The sequence below is a fragment of the Pantoea leporis genome, from assembly GCF_028048155.1.
GTDB classification, from domain to species: domain Bacteria; phylum Pseudomonadota; class Gammaproteobacteria; order Enterobacterales; family Enterobacteriaceae; genus Pantoea; species Pantoea leporis.
Genome location: NZ_JALMEU010000003.1, coordinates 76,742 through 94,158 on the forward strand (window position 1 = coordinate 76,742; position 17,417 = coordinate 94,158).

A 17,417-nucleotide genomic window follows, 5' to 3' on the forward strand; every position below is an offset into this window, starting at 1 on the left:
GGTGAGGGCGTCAATACTACGTCCCCGGACGGTGCAAAGTAAACGATGACCCACAGGGAACTCTGGGGTAAAATACGTATCAAAATGCAAAACCGAACCTGACCCGGAAAGCTTTCCGGGTCAGGCTTCTTTTGCTTGTGAAAAGAGGTAACGCGCTGCAGAAGCTGTTTTCTGCTGTCACCGGTCAGGATGACGCCGTTAACCAGGATAGATGACGAGGAGCCAAAATGAATCAGATTCCGATGACGTTGAAAGGCGCTGAGAAGCTGCGCGAAGAGCTGAACGAACTGAAAACTGTGAAGCGTCCGCGCATCATCGCCTCCATCGCCACGGCCCGTGAGCACGGCGATTTGAAAGAGAATGCCGAATATCATGCGGCTCGCGAAGAACAGGGTTTCTGCGAGGGGCGTATCCAGGAGATTGAAGCCAAGCTTTCTAATGCGCAAGTCATTGATGTGACTGCCATGCCGAAAACCGGTCGCGTGATTTTTGGCGCTACCGTGACCATTCTCAATATGGATACGGATGAAGAATTCACCTACCGCATCGTGGGTGACGATGAAGCTGACTTCAAGCAAAACCTGATTTCAGTGAATTCGCCGATGGCGCGTGGATTGGTTGGAAAATCAGCCGACGATGTCGCGATTGTGAAAACCCCAGGCGGGGATGTGGAATATGAAGTCCTGAAGGTGGAATACCTTTAAGATATTGCTACGCTTTGCAATATGTCGCTGCATTTTGTAAAGAAAGGAAAAAGGCCGCATTGCGGCCTTTTATCACATGCACGAGCGTGGCACTTTCTTTGCCCGTCGCCGCCTTTAAAGGCATGATTAACGCGGAAGAGTAATTTTACGCTCTTTGGCAGGGCGATACAGCACCAGCGTGTTGCCGATTACCTGTACGTTGCCTGCTTTAGTTTCACGCACGATAGCGTCCACGATCAGCTGCTTAGTTTCACGATCTTCCGAGGCAATTTTTACCTTGATCAATTCGTGATGCTCGAGCGCCAGTTCGATTTCGGCAAGCACGCCTTCGGTCAGGCCATTTCCGCCCAGCATGACAACCGGCTTAAGCGGATGGGCAAGGCCTTTCAGGTGCTGTTTTTGTTTGGTACTCAGATTCATCGTATTTTTTGCTTACTCAGGGATTGAAAACGGTTCATTCTACCGCCATCTCGGGTATATCGCCAAATCAACGCGACCATTGCGTGCTGATTTATCGCTACGATGACGATTTAATTGGAAAAATTATGACGGGTAAAAAGCGTTCGGCCAGTTCCAGTCGCTGGCTACAGGAACACTTTAGCGATAAATATGTGCTGCAGGCACAGAAAAAAGGGTTACGTTCGCGTGCCTGGTTTAAACTTGAAGAAATTCAGCAGGGTGACAAGATTTTCAAACCCGGGATGACGGTTGTTGATCTCGGTGCGGCACCCGGCGGCTGGTCGCAATATGTGGTTCAGCTTATCGGATCAAGTGGTCGTATCATCGCCTGCGATCTGTTACCAATGGATCCGATTGTCGGCGTTGATTTTTTGCAGGGCGACTTTCGTGATGAGGCGGTACTTAACGCCTTACTGGAGCGCGTTGGCGACCAAAAGGTGCAGGTGGTGATGTCTGATATGGCACCCAACATGAGCGGTACACCTGCGGTTGATATTCCACGTTCGATGTATTTGGTAGAATTGGCGCTGGAAATGTGTCGGGATATCCTGGCCCCAGGCGGCAGTTTTGTCGTGAAAGTGTTTCAGGGAGATGGCTTCGATGAATACCTGCGGGAAATTCGCTCCCTGTTTACGAAAGTAAAAATTCGTAAGCCGGACGCTTCGCGATTACGTTCGCGCGAAGTGTACATTGTGGCGACGGGGCGCAAACTTTAGCCCGAATTGCCGGAATCAAAGCAAGACGACCAATGCGTTTACTCTGATGTGTAATTCTGAGTTTCAGGATAAACAAGCAAAATCATCCGCACTGCGATTCCAGGTATGAAGGATCTATAGTACCCTACGCTGTCTGTTAACATCGTTGTAATATGAGGTTAATCCCTTGAGTGACATGGCGAAAAACCTGATTCTCTGGTTAGTCATCGCGGTCGTGCTGATGTCTGTATTCCAGAGCTTTGGGCCCAGCGAGTCGAATGGCCGTAGGGTTGATTATTCAACTTTCCTATCGGAAGTGAACCAAGATCAGGTCCGCGAGGCACGAATTAACGGGCGTGAGATTAACGTTGTCAAAAAAGACAGCAATAAATACACCACCTATATCCCCGTCAACGATCCTAAGTTACTCGATAACCTGTTGACCAAAAACGTCAAAGTCGTTGGCGAACCGCCTGAAGAACCAAGCCTGCTGGCTTCCATCTTCATCTCATGGTTCCCAATGCTGCTGCTAATTGGCGTGTGGATCTTCTTTATGCGGCAGATGCAGGGCGGCGGCGGCAAGGGCGCGATGTCCTTCGGCAAGAGCAAAGCCCGCATGCTGACCGAAGATCAGATCAAAACCACTTTTGCTGACGTGGCCGGTTGTGATGAGGCCAAAGAAGAAGTTGGTGAGCTGGTTGAGTATCTACGTGAGCCGAGCCGTTTCCAGAAGCTGGGCGGTAAAATTCCGAAAGGCGTCCTGATGGTCGGCCCTCCGGGTACCGGTAAAACGCTGCTGGCGAAAGCGATTGCTGGTGAAGCCAAAGTCCCGTTCTTTACCATTTCCGGTTCTGACTTCGTGGAAATGTTTGTCGGTGTCGGTGCATCTCGTGTGCGTGACATGTTCGAACAAGCGAAGAAAGCGGCACCGTGCATCATCTTTATCGATGAAATCGATGCGGTTGGCCGTCAGCGTGGCGCCGGTTTAGGCGGTGGTCACGATGAACGTGAACAAACGCTGAACCAGATGCTGGTTGAGATGGATGGCTTTGAAGGTAATGAAGGCATCATCGTTATCGCGGCAACTAACCGTCCAGATGTTCTTGACCCGGCGCTGCTGCGTCCAGGCCGCTTCGACCGTCAGGTTGTGGTGGGTCTGCCAGACGTGCGTGGTCGTGAGCAGATTCTGAAAGTCCATATGCGTCGTGTGCCGCTGGCAACCGATATGGATCCATCAGTTATCGCACGTGGTACGCCTGGTTTCTCCGGTGCGGATTTGGCTAACCTGGTCAACGAAGCTGCGCTGTTTGCTGCTCGCGGCAACAAGCGTGTTGTTTCAATGGTTGAGTTTGAAAAAGCCAAAGACAAAATCATGATGGGTGCGGAACGTCGCTCCATGGTGATGACCGAAGAGCAGAAAGAATCGACGGCTTATCATGAAGCGGGTCACGCGATCGTGGGTACGCTGGTTCCGGGTTACGATCCGGTGCACAAGGTCACCATCATTCCGCGTGGTCGTGCTCTGGGTGTGGCTTTCTTCTTGCCAGTAGGCGATGAGATCAGCGCCAACCGTCAGAAGCTGGAAAGCCGTATTTCTGTGGCTTACGGCGGACGTCTGGCGGAAGAGATCATTTATGGTCCGGACTATGTTTCTACCGGTGCTTCATCTGACATCAAAATGGCGACCAGCGTAGCACGCAACATGGTTACGCAGTGGGGCTTCTCTGAGAAGCTGGGTCCATTGCTTTACGCTGAAGAAGAGGGCGAAGTGTTCCTCGGTCGCTCAGTGGCGAAAGCAAAACACATGTCAGATGAAACGGCGCGCATTATCGATCAGGAAGTTAAACACCTTATCGATACCAACTACCAGCGTGCACGCCGTATTCTGAATGAAAACATGGACATCCTTCACGCGATGAAAGACGCGCTGATGAAGTATGAGACCATCGATGCACCGCAGATCAGCGATCTGATGGCACGCCGCGAAGTGCGTCCACCAGCAGGTTGGGAAGAGGCGAAAGTTGCTGTGGGTAACGGCGACTCTACGCAGGCTCCACGTCCTGTTGATGACCCGAAAACACCGGGTTCAGACAAGATCATGTGATGGCACTCTGGCGGGATGCGTTGCTCACCGCCAGTTCTCTCTCCCGCAATACTTGTTACAATGCAAACCCCGGCCAGTCCGGGGTTTTTTACATTCCGCGATTCAGTGATTCCTCAAGGAGATTCTCGCCATGAAGTTGTTCGCCCGTGATTCCCATCTCGATCTCTCTTTTCCCCATGTGATGGGTATTTTGAATGTCACGCCGGACTCTTTCTCTGATGGTGGAAGTCACAACACGCTGGTCGATGCGCTGACGCACACCAATGAAATGGTGAATGCCGGTGCCACCATTATTGATGTGGGCGGTGAATCAACGCGTCCGGGCGCTGATGAAGTTAGCGTGGAAGAGGAGCTGGCACGCGTTATTCCGGTGGTGGAAGCCATCGCGCAGCGTTTTGAGGTGTGGATTTCGGTCGATACTTCCAAGCCAGAAGTGATCCGTGAAGCGGCGCGAGTGGGTGCTCACATTATCAATGACATTCGTTCTTTGTCCGAACCGGGCGCGCTGGCGGCGGCGGCAGAAACAGGCTTGCCGGTGTGTCTGATGCATATGCAAGGTGAACCGCGCACCATGCAGCAGGCACCGGAATATAGCCACATCGTGAGCGAAGTGGACGCTTACTTCGCTGCACAGATTGCGCGATGTGAAGCCGCCGGCATCAAAAAAGATAATCTGATGCTCGATCCTGGCTTCGGTTTCGGTAAGAATCTCAGCCACAACTATGAACTGCTGGCCAACCTCAGCCATTTCCACCACTACGGCTTACCGCTGTTGGTAGGAATGTCGCGCAAGTCGATGGTTGGACAGTTGTTAAATGTCGGTCCGGCCCAGCGTCTGACCGGAAGCCTCAGCTGTGCGGTGATTGCCGCCATGCAAGGGGCGCAAATTATTCGCGTGCATGATGTGAAAGAGACTGTCGAAGCAATGCGCGTCGTCGAAGCGACACGGAGAGCAAAAGGATAAAGCATGAGTAATCGTAAATATTTCGGTACAGATGGGATTCGCGGCAAAGTCGGTGAAGCACCGATTACCCCTGATTTTGTCCTCAAGTTAGGCTGGGCGGCCGGTAAGGTGCTGGCGCGCCAGGGTTCACGCAAAGTATTGATTGGTAAAGATACGCGTATTTCAGGCTATATGCTGGAATCGGCACTGGAAGCGGGCCTGGCGGCGGCGGGATTGTCGGCGGCTTTCACCGGCCCGATGCCGACACCTGCAATTGCTTATCTGACCCGTACTTTCCGCGCGGAAGCGGGCATTGTGATTTCAGCTTCTCACAATCCCTTTGACGACAATGGCATTAAATTCTTCTCGGCTGAAGGTACCAAGCTGCCGGACGAAGTTGAAGAAGCCATCGAACTGGAGATGGAAAAGCCGATCACCTGCGTAGAGTCGGCTGAACTGGGCCGCGCCAGTCGCATTGTCGATGCTGCTGGTCGTTACATCGAATTCTGCAAAGGGACTTTCCCAAGCGAGCTGAGCCTGAATGGGCTAAAGATTGTGGTCGATTGTGCGAATGGCGCGACGTATCACATTGCGCCTAATGTGCTGCGTGAGCTGGGTGCGAATGTGATTGCTATCGGCGTGCAGCCGGATGGCATGAACATCAACAAAGATTGCGGTGCGACCGATCTGCGTTTGCTGCAGCATCGCGTATTGGAAGAGAAGGCCGATCTCGGACTGGCGTACGACGGTGATGGCGACCGCATCATGATGGTTGACCATTTAGGTCACAAAGTCGATGGCGATCAAATTCTCTACATCATTGCGCGTGAAGGGCTGCGTCAGGGCCAGCTGCGCGGTGGCGTGGTGGGCACGTTAATGAGCAACATGGGTCTGGAACTGGCACTGAAACAGCTGGGTATTCCGTTTACCCGTGCGAAAGTGGGTGACCGCTATGTGCTGGAAAAAATGCAGGAGAAGGGCTGGCGTCTAGGAGCCGAAAACTCCGGTCACGTCATTCTGCTTGATAAAACCACCACCGGCGACGGCATCGTAGCAAGTTTGCAAGTGCTCACTGCAATCGTACGCAACCATATGACGCTACATGACCTGTGCAGCGGCATGAAAATGCTGCCGCAGATTCTGGTCAATGTGCGCTTCGCTGGCGAGCACGATCCGCTGGAAAGCGAAAGCGTGAAAGCTGTGACTTCGGAAGCTGAAAAAACGCTGGCGGGACGCGGTCGCGTGTTGCTGCGCAAATCCGGCACTGAACCCCTGATTCGTGTGATGGTGGAAGGTGAAGATGAGGCGCAGGTCAGTGCGCTGGCGCATAAAATCGCGGATGCAGTAAAAGCGGTGTAAGTTTTCAGGCGGGGAGTTTTTAAACTTTCCGCCTGCAAAATCACCGGGATGGTGCTTTTTTCCGCAATCGAAAGCGATGGTGAAAATTGCACTTGCAGAGGTATGTGCCTTTGGTTAGTATTCACACCCGCTTCTGATGGGTGATGACGAGACTCCCCATCGATATTGGTTGAAGCTTTAACTGTGCAGATACGCGCAAGGAAACAGGTTGATTATGTACGAAGCTCTGTTAGTTGTTTTCCTTATTGTAGCGATTGGCCTCGTGGGTTTGATCATGCTGCAGCAAGGCAAAGGCGCTGATATGGGAGCCTCATTCGGTGCAGGCGCTTCTGGTACGCTGTTTGGTTCAAATGGGTCTGGCAACTTTATGACTCGTATGACCGCGGTACTGGCTACGCTGTTCTTCATCATCAGCCTGGTTCTGGGTAACCTGAACAGTAATAAAACAGCCAAAGGTAGCGAGTGGGATAACCTCACTGCGCCGGCGCAGTCTGAACAGCAGACTCAGCCAGCTAAACCGGCAACACCGGGCAATGATATCCCGCAGTAAGATCGTCAACGCTGTAGTGCGATAAAACAACGTCGCAGTCTAGTGATGTACCGAGGTGGTGAAATTGGTAGACACGCTACCTTGAGGTGGTAGTGCTCGAAAGGGCTTACGGGTTCAAGTCCCGTCCTCGGTACCAAATCTCAGTTTAACTTGCATTTTTTGCAAGGTCGGCGTATTATTCGCCACGTTTTCGGACGCGGGGTGGAGCAGCCTGGTAGCTCGTCGGGCTCATAACCCGAAGGTCGTCGGTTCAAATCCGGCCCCCGCAACCACTTTCCCTTAGAGTTCTTTTTCAAATATACTGTATGCATCGACGGACGCAATCTCAGTGATTTTTGAAAAAAATTCTTTTGGATTGTGCTCCGAAGCCGCTATGCGGCGTACAGGGTCCAGTCACAAAAAGCCCCGAATATTCGGGGTTTTTTGTTATCAGGAAATCGAAACACTGGGCTATAGGCCCTTTTTTTATGTCTTGGGGGTGGGCTTGTCCACATTAGAGCAAAAATTGACAGAGTTGATCTCTGCTCCAGTAGAAGCGCTTGGCTACGAATTAGTGGGTATTGAGTTTATTCGTGGTCGCACATCAACCCTGCGCATCTATATTGATAGTGAAGAGGGTATCAATGTTGATGATTGCGCCGATGTTAGCCACCAGGTTAGCGCAGTAATGGATGTGGAAGATCCAATTACCGTGGCTTACAACCTTGAAGTTTCCTCGCCGGGTCTCGAACGTCCTCTTTTCACTGCTGAACACTATGCACGTTTTGTCGGTGACGAGGTGAGCCTGGTACTACGCATGGCCGTACAAAACCGCCGTAAATGGCAGGGTATCATTAAGTCTGTTGAAGGCGAGATGATCACGGTGACCGTTGAGGGTAACGATGAAGTGTTCGCGCTGAGCAACATTCAGAAAGCGAACCTGGTCCCCCACTTTTAAAAGTCCGGATTGAGGCTAACCAGGATGAACAAAGAGATCTTAGCTGTAGTAGAAGCCGTTTCTAACGAAAAAGCCCTGCCGCGTGAGAAAATCTTCGAAGCGCTGGAGAGCGCTTTGGCCACTGCGACCAAAAAGAAGTATGAGCAAGAGATCGAAGTGCGTGTCAGCATCGATCGCCGCAGCGGCGATTTCGACACCTTCCGTCGCTGGCAGATTGTAGAAGAAGTCACGCAGCCGACTCGCGAGATCACGCTGGATGCAGCCCGTTATGAAGACGAAGCGTTCAATCTGGGCGAATTTGTCGAAGATCAGATTGAATCTGTCACCTTCGACCGTATCACCACCCAAACTGCTAAGCAGGTTATCGTACAAAAAGTACGTGAAGCTGAGCGTGCAATGGTGGTTGATCAGTTCCGTCAACACGAAGGCGAAATCATCACCGGCGTGGTGAAGAAAGTGAACCGTGACAACATTTCACTGGACCTCGGCAGCAATGCTGAAGCGGTGATTTTGCGTGAAGACATGCTGCCGCGTGAAAACTTCCGTCCAGGTGACCGTATCCGCGGTGTGCTGTATGCCGTTCGCCCTGAAGCGCGTGGCGCGCAGCTGTTCGTCACCCGTTCTAAACCAGAAATGCTGATCGAGTTGTTCCGCATTGAGGTGCCAGAAATTGGCGAAGAAGTTATCGAGATCAAAGCGGCAGCGCGCGATCCGGGTTCACGCGCCAAAATCGCGGTGAAGACCAACGATAAACGTATTGATCCAGTGGGCGCTTGCGTCGGTATGCGCGGTGCGCGTGTCCAGGCGGTTTCGAGCGAGCTGGGTGGCGAGCGTATCGACATTGTGCTGTGGGACGACAACCCGGCGCAGTTCGTTATCAACGCTATGGCGCCAGCCGATGTGGCGTCAATTGTGGTGGATGAAGACAATCACACCATGGATATCGCTGTTGAAGCCGGCAATCTGGCTCAGGCGATCGGCCGTAACGGCCAAAACGTGCGTCTGGCTTCCCAACTGAGCGGTTGGGAACTAAACGTGATGACCGTCGATGATCTGCAGGCTAAGCACCAAGCTGAAGCCCATGCAGCGATCGATATGTTCACCAAACATCTCGACATCGACGAAGAGTTCGCCACCATTCTGGTGGAAGAGGGCTTCTCTTCGCTGGAAGAATTGGCTTATGTGCCAATCAACGAGCTGCTGGAAATCGACGGCCTCGATGAAGAGACCATTGAAGCCCTGCGTGAACGAGCAAAAAATGCGTTAACCACCCTGGCATTAGCGAAAGAAGAGAGCCTTGGTAATCAGGAGCCCGCTGAGGATCTTCTGAATCTTGAGGGCTTGGATCGTGCGCTGGCGTATCGCCTGGCGTCGAAAGGCGTTTGCACGCTGGAAGATCTCGCTGAGCAAGGTGTTGACGATCTGACAGATATTGAAGGGCTGGATGACGAGAAAGCCGGTGCGCTGATTATGGCTGCACGTAATATCTGCTGGTTCGGCGATGACGCGTAATAACAGGAAGGAACAGCATGACAGATGTAACCGTAAAATCGCTGGCCGCCGAAATTCAGACCCCGGTCGATCGCCTGGTACAGCAATTTGCTGATGCAGGGATTCGTAAGTCTGAAAACGATGCGGTATCCCAGCAAGAGAAAGAAACCTTACTGTCTCACCTGAATCGTGAGCACGGTCAGACCGGTTCAAGCAAGCTGACTTTGCAGCGCAAGACGCGCAGCACCTTGAATATTCCCGTCACCGGGGGTAAAAGTAAGTCGGTACAAATCGAAGTCCGCAAAAAGCGCACATACGTGAAAGGCGATGCAGAGTCTGAGCAAGCTCAGGCAGAAGCGGAAGCCGAGGCGCAGCGTGAAGCGGAAGAGCAGGCGCGTCGCGAGGCGGAAGAACAAGCCCGTCGCGAAGCTGAACAGAAAGCGCAACGTGAAGCCGAAGACAAAGCCAAGCGCGAAGCCGCTGACAAGGCTAAACGTGAAGCAGCGGAAAAAGAGAAATTGACTAATCAACCTACCGATGTAGTAGCCAAGGCTGCGCAATCTGATAAAGCCCGTCGTGAAGCAGAAGCTGCCGAACTGAAACGTAAAGCAGAAGAAGAAGCACGCCGTAAGCTGGAAGAAGATGCGCGCCGCGTGGCTGAAGAAGCCCGCCGCCTGGCTGAAGAGAAAGGCGCTGAATGGGCAAAACCTGAAGAAGAGGATAAAGGCGATTATCACGTCACTACCTCTACTCACGCCCGCCAGGCAGAAGACGAGAACGATCGCCAGGTAGAAGCTGGCCGTGCACGTGCCCGCACCACCAAAGCGGCTCGTCCGGTTAAGAAAGGCAACAAGCACTCTGAAGCTAAAACCGATCGCGAAGAAGCGCGTGCTCAGGTGCGTGGCGGCAAAGGCGGTAAGCATCGTAAGCCAAGCACCCTGCAGCAGGGCTTTAACAAGCCAGCTCAGGCGGTTAACCGCGATGTTGTAATCGGTGAAACCATCACCGTTGCTGAACTGGCTAACAAAATGGCGATCAAAGGTTCTCTGGTCGTTAAAGCGATGATGAAGATGGGCGCCATGGCGACCATCAACCAGGTTATCGATCAAGAAACCGCTCAGATGGTTGCGGAAGAGATGGGTCACAAAGTGATCCTGCGCCGTGAGAATGAGCTGGAAGAAGCGGTAATGGACGATCGTGACACCGATGCTGCGCAGGAAAGCCGTGCGCCAGTCGTCACCATCATGGGTCATGTTGACCACGGTAAAACCTCGCTGCTTGACTACATTCGTTCAACGAAAGTGGCATCAGGCGAAGCGGGCGGTATTACCCAGCATATTGGTGCTTACCACGTTGAAACTGACAACGGTATGATCACCTTCCTCGATACCCCTGGACACGCCGCGTTTACCGCAATGCGTGCTCGTGGTGCGCAGGCCACGGATATCGTTATCCTGGTTGTGGCTGCTGACGATGGCGTGATGCCTCAGACCGTTGAAGCTATCCAGCATGCGAAAGCAGCCGGTGTGCCAGTGGTTGTTGCGGTTAACAAAATTGATAAGCCAGATGCTGATCCAGACCGCGTTAAGAACGAACTGACCCAATACGGAATTCTTCCGGAAGAGTGGGGCGGTGAGAACATGTTCGTTAACGTCTCTGCGAAAGCCGGTACCGGTATCGACGACCTGCTGAATGCGATTCTGCTGCAAGCTGAAGTTCTGGAACTGTCTGCTATCCGTGAAGGTATGGCCAGCGGCGTAGTGATTGAATCGTTCCTCGACAAAGGTCGTGGCCCGGTTGCTACCGTGCTGGTACGTGAAGGAACGCTGAATAAAGGCGATATCGTACTGTGCGGCTTCGAATATGGCCGTGTACGTGCGATGCGTGACGAACTGGGTCGTGAAGTAATGGAAGCGGGTCCATCCATTCCAGTCGAAATCCTCGGTCTGTCCGGTGTGCCGGCTGCGGGTGATGAAGCGACTGTAGTACGTGATGAGAAGAAAGCGCGTGAAGTTGCACTGTATCGTCAGGGCAAATTCCGTGAAGTTAAGCTGGCGCGTCAGCAGAAGTCTAAGTTGGAGAACATGTTCGCCAACATGACTGAAGGCGAAGTGTCTGAGCTGAACATCGTGCTGAAATCTGACGTACAGGGTTCTGTCGAAGCCATCTCTGATTCGCTGCTGAAACTCTCTACCGACGAAGTGAAAGTACGCATTATCGGTTCAGGCGTGGGTGGTATCACCGAAACCGACGCCACGCTGGCTGCAGCATCCAACGCCATCATTCTCGGCTTCAACGTGCGTGCTGATGCATCTGCTCGCCGCGTGATTGACGCTGAAAACGTTGACCTGCGTTATTACTCCGTCATCTATAATCTGATCGACGAAGTGAAAGCTGCGATGAGCGGTATGCTGGCTCCAGAGTTCAAACAGCAGATTATCGGTCTGGCTGCGGTACGTGACGTGTTCAAATCACCGAAGTTTGGTGCCATCGCGGGCTGTATGGTCACTGAAGGTATCATCAAACGTCACAACCCAATCCGTGTACTGCGTGACAACGTGGTTATCTATGAAGGCGAACTGGAATCACTGCGTCGCTTCAAAGATGACGTTAACGAAGTTCGTAACGGCATGGAATGTGGTATTGGCGTGAAGAACTATAACGACGTTCGCGTTGGCGATATGATCGAAGTGTTCGAAGTGATTGAAATTAAACGCACCATCGATTGATCATCATTTGATGTGTTGCAATTTGGGAGGCCTCTGGCCTCCCGAATTATTTGGGAGAAAGAATAATGGCAAAAGAATTTGGCCGCCAACAGCGCGTTTCTCAGGAGTTGCAGAAAGAGATCGCAATTATCCTGCAGCGCGAAATTAAAGATCCACGTCTCGGTATGATGGTGACGGTTTCGGGCGTCGAAGTGTCGCGCGATCTTGCCTATGCCAAGGTGTTTGTGACCTTTTTGAATGATAAAGATGAAGAAGCAGTGCAAAACGGCCTGAAGGCGCTGAAAGAAGCCTCTGGCTATATCCGCACGCTGGTAGGTAAAGCGATGCGCCTGCGCATCGTGCCGGAGCTAACCTTCTTCTACGACAACTCGCTGATCGAAGGTATGCGCATGTCGAACCTGGTCAGCAACGTTATTAAGAGCGATGTTGAGCGTCGTGGCGATAGCCCGGCGGAAGATGACAAGGAGGACTAATGAGTCGTCCTCGTCGTCGCGGTCGCGACGTCCACGGTGTGTTTCTGCTGGATAAGCACCAAGGCGCATCTTCCAATGATGTGCTGCAGAAAGTAAAACGTCTGTTCAACGCGAACAAAGCGGGCCACACCGGCGCCCTCGATCCCCTGGCGACCGGCATGCTGCCGATTTGCCTCGGCGAAGCCACCAAGTTTTCGCAGTATCTGCTCGATTCGGACAAGCGTTATCGCGTCATTGCTCGCCTGGGTGAACGCACCGATACGTCTGATGCCGACGGTAATATTGTTGAGACGCGTGCAATTACTTTTGATCAGGCGGCACTGAATGCAGCGCTGGACTATTTTCGTGGCGACACCATGCAGGTGCCGACCATGTTCTCCGCGCTGAAGTATCAGGGACGCAAGCTATACGAGTACGCACGTGAAGGCATAACTGTGCCGCGTGAAGCGCGCCCGATCAAAGTGTTTGAGCTGCAGTTTATTCGCTGGGAAGGTGATGAACTGGAGCTGGAGATTCACGTCTCTAAAGGCACTTACATCCGCACTATCATCGACGATCTCGGTGAACGGCTTGGCTGCGGTGCGCACGTTATCATGCTGCGTCGTCTGCAGGTGGCGCGTTATCCGATCGAAAGAATGGTGACGCTGGAGCAGCTGCAGGAAGTGGCGGCCACCGTCAACATGGCGGAAACGCCGGATTACAGTGCGCTCGATGCGTTATTGCTGCCGATGGATAGTCCGGCAGAAGAGTTCCCGATGGTGAATTTGCTGCCTACGGTGGCGGCTTATTTCAAACAAGGTATGCCGGTTCAGGTGGCGGATGCGCCGGAACAGGGATTGGTGCGCGTGACGGAAGGTGATGAGCAAAAATTCATTGGTATGGCCGAAATCGCCGACGATGGACGCGTGGCGCCGCGTCGTCTGGTGGTAGAATTTCCTGCGTAATCAAGCCTCCCGCATTTGACCTAACGGCGCATTTGCGTTGCTATCAGGCGAAGAGTAGAATGGCGCGGCTTTAAAAGCGGGCTGCTGAATTAGAGATCGGCACCCATACATTCATTATCCAACGGAGTTTATTATGTCTCTAAGCGTAGAAGCTAAAGCAGAGATCGTTGCTAAATACGGTCGTGGTACCAACGACAGCGGTTCAACTGAAGTTCAGGTTGCTCTGCTGACTGCTCAGATTAACCACCTGCAGGGTCACTTCTCTGAGCACAAGAAAGATCACCACAGCCGTCGCGGTCTGCTGCGCATGGTATCCCAGCGTCGTAAGCTGCTGGACTACCTGAAGCGTAAAGACGTTGCTCGCTACACCGGTCTGATCGAAAGCCTGGGTCTGCGTCGCTAAGTCTGAAGAATCTGATCAAGGATGTAGCGCATGCACCATGCAAAAAAACGCATCTGACGATCAGATTTGTGCGAGTTTCGCGAAAAGGGGGCCTTTATGGCCCCTTTTTTCGAGCAATCCGCAGCAATCCGGACCAAACTCATGTATTGTTGCAGAGAGTGATCTTTGCTTGCAGAGGTTCGCGCGGCTAATGAGAGGCTTTACCGCATGGGCGGTTAAGGTTGTCATTAGTCGCGAGGATGCAACTGAAGATCGGTAATCCCCGGCGCGCCAGAATGGCTGCGCCTCTGAATTTAAGGACTTAAATTTTGCTGAACCCGATCGTACGCAAATTCCAATATGGTCAGCATACCGTCACGCTGGAAACCGGCATGATGGCGCGCCAGGCTACCGCTGCAGTAATGGTGAGCATGGATGACACTGCTGTATTCGTTACCGTTGTTGGCCAGAAAAAAACTAAACCAGGTCAGGATTTCTTCCCGCTGACGGTTAACTATCAGGAGCGTACTTACGCTGCTGGTCGTATCCCGGGTAGCTTCTTCCGTCGTGAAGGCCGTCCAAGCGAAGGCGAAACCCTGATCTCACGCCTGATTGACCGTCCAGTTCGTCCGCTGTTCCCGGAAGGCTTCATTAACGAAGTCCAGGTTATTGCGACCGTTGTTTCTGTTAACCCACAGGTTAACCCAGACATCGTTGCGATGATCGGCGCATCTGCTGCGCTGGCTCTGTCAGGTCTGCCGTTCAATGGCCCAATCGGCGCAGCGCGCGTGGGTTATATCAACGATCAGTACGTACTGAACCCAACTGCTGATGAAATCAATGAATCACGTCTGAACCTGGTTGTTGCCGGTACCCAGAACGCGGTGCTGATGGTGGAATCAGAAGCTGACATCCTGACTGAAGAGCAGATGTTGGGCGCTGTGGTATACGGCCACGACCAGCAGCAGATCGTTATCGAAAACATCAATGCGTTGGTTGCCGAAGCCGGTAAACCACGTTGGGATTGGCAGCCACTGCCAACTAACGATGCATTGATCGCACGCGTTACTGCATTGGCAGAAGCGGGCATCAGCGACGCCTATCGCATCACTGATAAGCAAGAGCGCTACACTCAGGTTGGCGCAGTGAAAGACGCGACCATCGCTGCACTGCAGGCTGAAGATGAAACGCTGGATGCTGGCGATATCGCTGACATCGTGCACGACCTTGAGAAGAGTGTTGTTCGAAGCCGCATCATCCGTGGCGAACCGCGTATCGATGGCCGTGAGAAAGATATGATTCGTGGCCTGGATGTGCGCACTGGCGTACTGCCACGCACGCACGGTTCTTCACTGTTTACCCGTGGTGAAACGCAAGCGCTGGTTACCGCAACATTGGGTACCGCACGTGATGCGCAGAATCTGGATGAGTTAATGGGCGAGCGTACCGATAGCTTCCTGTTCCACTACAACTTCCCTCCATACTGCGTGGGCGAAACCGGTATGGTTGGCTCACCGAAGCGTCGTGAAATTGGTCACGGTCGTCTGGCGAAGCGCGGCGTGCTGGCAGTAATGCCTAAGCAAGCTGATTTCCCCTACACCGTGCGTGTGGTTTCAGAGATCACAGAATCTAACGGTTCTTCTTCGATGGCTTCCGTGTGCGGTGCATCTCTGGCACTGATGGACGCTGGCGTACCGATCAAAGCTGCCGTAGCCGGTATTGCGATGGGTCTGGTTAAAGAAGCCGACAACTTTGTGGTTCTGTCTGACATCCTGGGTGACGAAGATCACCTCGGCGATATGGACTTTAAAGTAGCGGGTAGCCGCGATGGTATCACTGCGCTGCAGATGGATATCAAAATCGAAGGCATCACCCGCGAAATCATGCAGGTTGCTCTGAACCAAGCGAAGGGTGCGCGTCTGCACATTCTGAGCGTGATGGAACAGGCAATCAGCACGCCGCGTCAGGAAATTTCTGAGTTCGCGCCGCGCATTTACACCATCAAAATCAGTTCAGACAAGATCAAAGATGTCATCGGTAAAGGCGGCTCAGTGATCCGTGCGCTGACCGAAGAAACCGGCACCACCATCGAAATCGAAGATGACGGTACCGTGAAGATTGCTGCTACTGATGGCCTGAAAGCCAAAGAAGCCATTCGTCGTATCGAAGAGATCACTGCTGAGATCGAAGTTGGTCGCGTTTACTCTGGTAAAGTGACACGTATCGTTGATTTCGGTGCCTTCGTGGCAATCGGCGGCGGTAAAGAAGGTTTGGTGCACATCTCTCAGATCGCCGACAAGCGCGTAGAGAAAGTGACCGATTACCTGCAGATGGGCCAGGAAGTTCCAGTGAAAGTCATGGAAGTGGACCGTCAGGGCCGTGTACGCCTGAGCATCAAAGAAGCGACAGAGCAGAAACCAGCGGAAGAAGTTGCTACCGCTGCATCTGATGCATCTGACGCCGAGTAAGCGTTTACCGATTTACCTCTCCCTGCTTTGCGGGGAGAGGTGTTTAGATCATCGCGAGGGCGGGAATCCTTGTGCACAGCAGGAGGATGACAGGATGGTTGTCCCAATGTTTGTATTCGGGAGTGGGAAATGAAGCCTTTTTTGCGCTGGTGTTTTGTTGCGACAGCTATCACGCTGGCAGGATGCAGCAACTCCAATTGGCGTAAGAACGAAGTTCTGGCAGTACCTTTGCAGCCCACACTGCAGCAAGAGGTGATCCTGGCGCGAATGGAACAAATTCTTGCCAGTCGTGCCCTGACCGATGATGAACGCGCACAGCTATTATATGAGCGCGGAGTGTTGTATGATAGTTTGGGTCTGAGGGCATTAGCGCGGAACGATTTTTCGCAAGCGCTGTCTATAAGACCAGATATGCCTGAGGTATTTAACTATCTCGGTATATACTTAACGCAGGCAGGCAACTTTGATGCTGCCTATGAAGCGTTTGATTCTGTACTTGAGCTTGATCCAACTTACAACTATGCGCATTTAAACCGTGGTATCGCCCTCTATTACGGCGGTCGATACAAGTTAGCGCAAGATGATCTGCTGGCGTTTTATCAAGACGATCCTAACGATCCATTCCGCAGCCTTTGGCTCTATCTCGTTGAAAGCGATATGGATGCCGACAAGGCAAAAGTTACGCTGAGACAGCGTCATGACAAAGCGGTTCGCGATCAATGGGGATGGAATATTGTCGAGTTCTACCTTGGCGACATCAGTGAAAAAACGCTGATGGAACGTCTCAAGGCGGACGCAACGGATAACACCTCGCTCGCTGAACATCTCAGTGAAACCAACTTCTATTTAGGTAAGTATTACCTAAGTCTGGGGGAGAAGGACGACGCGAAAGCGTTGTTCAAACTGGCGGTGGCCAACAACGTAAATAACTTTGTTGAGCACCGATACGCATTGTTGGAACTGGCGCAACTCGGCCAGACACAAGACGATTTATCAGAATCTGACCAGCAATAGCTGACGAACTTTTATTGCCTGAATACCTGTAAAGTCATCATCTTCAGAGATGAGGGCTTTTCTGTTCGTCAAAACTTCTAATTTGAGCCGGTTCACACTTTTTGATGAAAATGACTGAAAGTTTTCACGACGAGTTATGTAGACTGGCCGCCGCAATCTAAGAGG

General features: G+C 52.3%; 16 protein-coding genes and 2 tRNA genes. 17 read left to right on the forward strand and 1 reads right to left on the reverse strand.

What is annotated here, in order from left to right; all coding sequences use genetic code 11:
- The first annotated feature begins 227 nt into the window (after nt 1–227).
- Nucleotides 228–704, forward strand: a complete 477-nt coding sequence (greA, locus tag MWH02_RS11255) for a transcription elongation factor GreA (protein WP_222211615.1) — start codon at nt 228–230, stop codon at nt 702–704.
- Between the two features lie 126 nt (nt 705–830).
- Here the strand turns inward: greA and yhbY are convergent, their stop codons facing one another.
- Complete coding sequence (gene yhbY, locus MWH02_RS11260) at nt 831–1,124, reverse strand: ribosome assembly RNA-binding protein YhbY (RefSeq protein ID WP_007886683.1); 294 nt, start codon at nt 1,122–1,124, stop codon at nt 831–833.
- Between the two features lie 125 nt (nt 1,125–1,249).
- On the opposite strand from yhbY, the gene rlmE reads away from it, so the two are divergent.
- The 16 genes from rlmE to yrbN all read left to right on the forward strand — a co-directional run bounded on the left by rlmE (nt 1,250) and on the right by yrbN (nt 17,413).
- On the forward strand, nt 1,250–1,879 hold the full coding sequence (gene rlmE / locus MWH02_RS11265) for a 23S rRNA (uridine(2552)-2'-O)-methyltransferase RlmE (protein ID WP_007886684.1): 630 nt from the start codon (nt 1,250–1,252) through the stop codon (nt 1,877–1,879).
- Nucleotides 1,880–2,054: 175 nt separating this feature from the next.
- Complete coding sequence (ftsH, locus tag MWH02_RS11270; protein ID WP_036620266.1) at nt 2,055–3,962, forward strand: ATP-dependent zinc metalloprotease FtsH; 1,908 nt, start codon at nt 2,055–2,057, stop codon at nt 3,960–3,962.
- Between the two features lie 130 nt (nt 3,963–4,092).
- Nucleotides 4,093–4,926 carry a dihydropteroate synthase gene (folP, locus tag MWH02_RS11275; protein ID WP_101762254.1) on the forward strand — a complete coding sequence of 278 codons (834 nt, stop codon included), beginning with the start codon at nt 4,093–4,095 and terminating at the stop codon, nt 4,924–4,926.
- 3 nt (nt 4,927–4,929) lie between these two features.
- On the forward strand, nt 4,930–6,264 hold the full coding sequence (gene glmM, locus MWH02_RS11280; protein WP_192412499.1) for a phosphoglucosamine mutase: 1,335 nt from the start codon (nt 4,930–4,932) through the stop codon (nt 6,262–6,264).
- A 214-nt stretch (nt 6,265–6,478) separates the two neighbouring features.
- Nucleotides 6,479–6,814 carry a preprotein translocase subunit SecG gene (gene secG / locus MWH02_RS11285; protein ID WP_007886689.1) on the forward strand — a complete coding sequence of 112 codons (336 nt, stop codon included), beginning with the start codon at nt 6,479–6,481 and terminating at the stop codon, nt 6,812–6,814.
- A gap of 49 nt (nt 6,815–6,863) precedes the next feature.
- A tRNA-Leu gene (locus tag MWH02_RS11290) sits at nt 6,864–6,950 on the forward strand.
- A gap of 59 nt (nt 6,951–7,009) precedes the next feature.
- A tRNA-Met gene (locus MWH02_RS11295) sits at nt 7,010–7,086 on the forward strand.
- A 212-nt stretch (nt 7,087–7,298) separates the two neighbouring features.
- Complete coding sequence (gene rimP / locus MWH02_RS11300) at nt 7,299–7,751, forward strand: ribosome maturation factor RimP (RefSeq protein ID WP_137386838.1); 453 nt, start codon at nt 7,299–7,301, stop codon at nt 7,749–7,751.
- 24 nt (nt 7,752–7,775) lie between these two features.
- Nucleotides 7,776–9,263, forward strand: a complete 1,488-nt coding sequence (gene nusA / locus MWH02_RS11305; RefSeq protein WP_101762251.1) for a transcription termination factor NusA — start codon at nt 7,776–7,778, stop codon at nt 9,261–9,263.
- Between the two features lie 17 nt (nt 9,264–9,280).
- Nucleotides 9,281–11,971 (forward strand): translation initiation factor IF-2, encoded by a 2,691-nt coding sequence (gene infB, locus MWH02_RS11310; RefSeq protein WP_271460653.1) that lies wholly within the window; start codon nt 9,281–9,283, stop codon nt 11,969–11,971.
- A gap of 65 nt (nt 11,972–12,036) precedes the next feature.
- Entirely contained in the window at nt 12,037–12,444 is a 408-nt protein-coding gene (gene rbfA, locus MWH02_RS11315) for a 30S ribosome-binding factor RbfA (protein ID WP_101762250.1), read from the forward strand.
- Nucleotides 12,444–13,388, forward strand: coding sequence for a tRNA pseudouridine(55) synthase TruB (gene truB, locus MWH02_RS11320; RefSeq protein WP_101762249.1), 945 nt, complete (start codon nt 12,444–12,446; stop codon nt 13,386–13,388). Before rbfA ends, truB begins: the two co-directional genes overlap by 1 nt.
- A gap of 133 nt (nt 13,389–13,521) precedes the next feature.
- Nucleotides 13,522–13,791 (forward strand): 30S ribosomal protein S15, encoded by a 270-nt coding sequence (gene rpsO / locus MWH02_RS11325; RefSeq protein ID WP_036620269.1) that lies wholly within the window; start codon nt 13,522–13,524, stop codon nt 13,789–13,791.
- Between the two features lie 308 nt (nt 13,792–14,099).
- Nucleotides 14,100–16,238, forward strand: a complete 2,139-nt coding sequence (gene pnp, locus MWH02_RS11330) for a polyribonucleotide nucleotidyltransferase (RefSeq protein WP_101762248.1) — start codon at nt 14,100–14,102, stop codon at nt 16,236–16,238.
- Between the two features lie 129 nt (nt 16,239–16,367).
- Nucleotides 16,368–17,252 (forward strand): lipoprotein NlpI, encoded by an 885-nt coding sequence (gene nlpI, locus MWH02_RS11335; protein WP_008104288.1) that lies wholly within the window; start codon nt 16,368–16,370, stop codon nt 17,250–17,252.
- A gap of 104 nt (nt 17,253–17,356) precedes the next feature.
- Nucleotides 17,357–17,413, forward strand: coding sequence for a protein YrbN (gene yrbN, locus MWH02_RS23090; RefSeq protein WP_098053093.1), 57 nt, complete (start codon nt 17,357–17,359; stop codon nt 17,411–17,413).
- Nucleotides 17,414–17,417 lie beyond the last annotated feature (4 nt).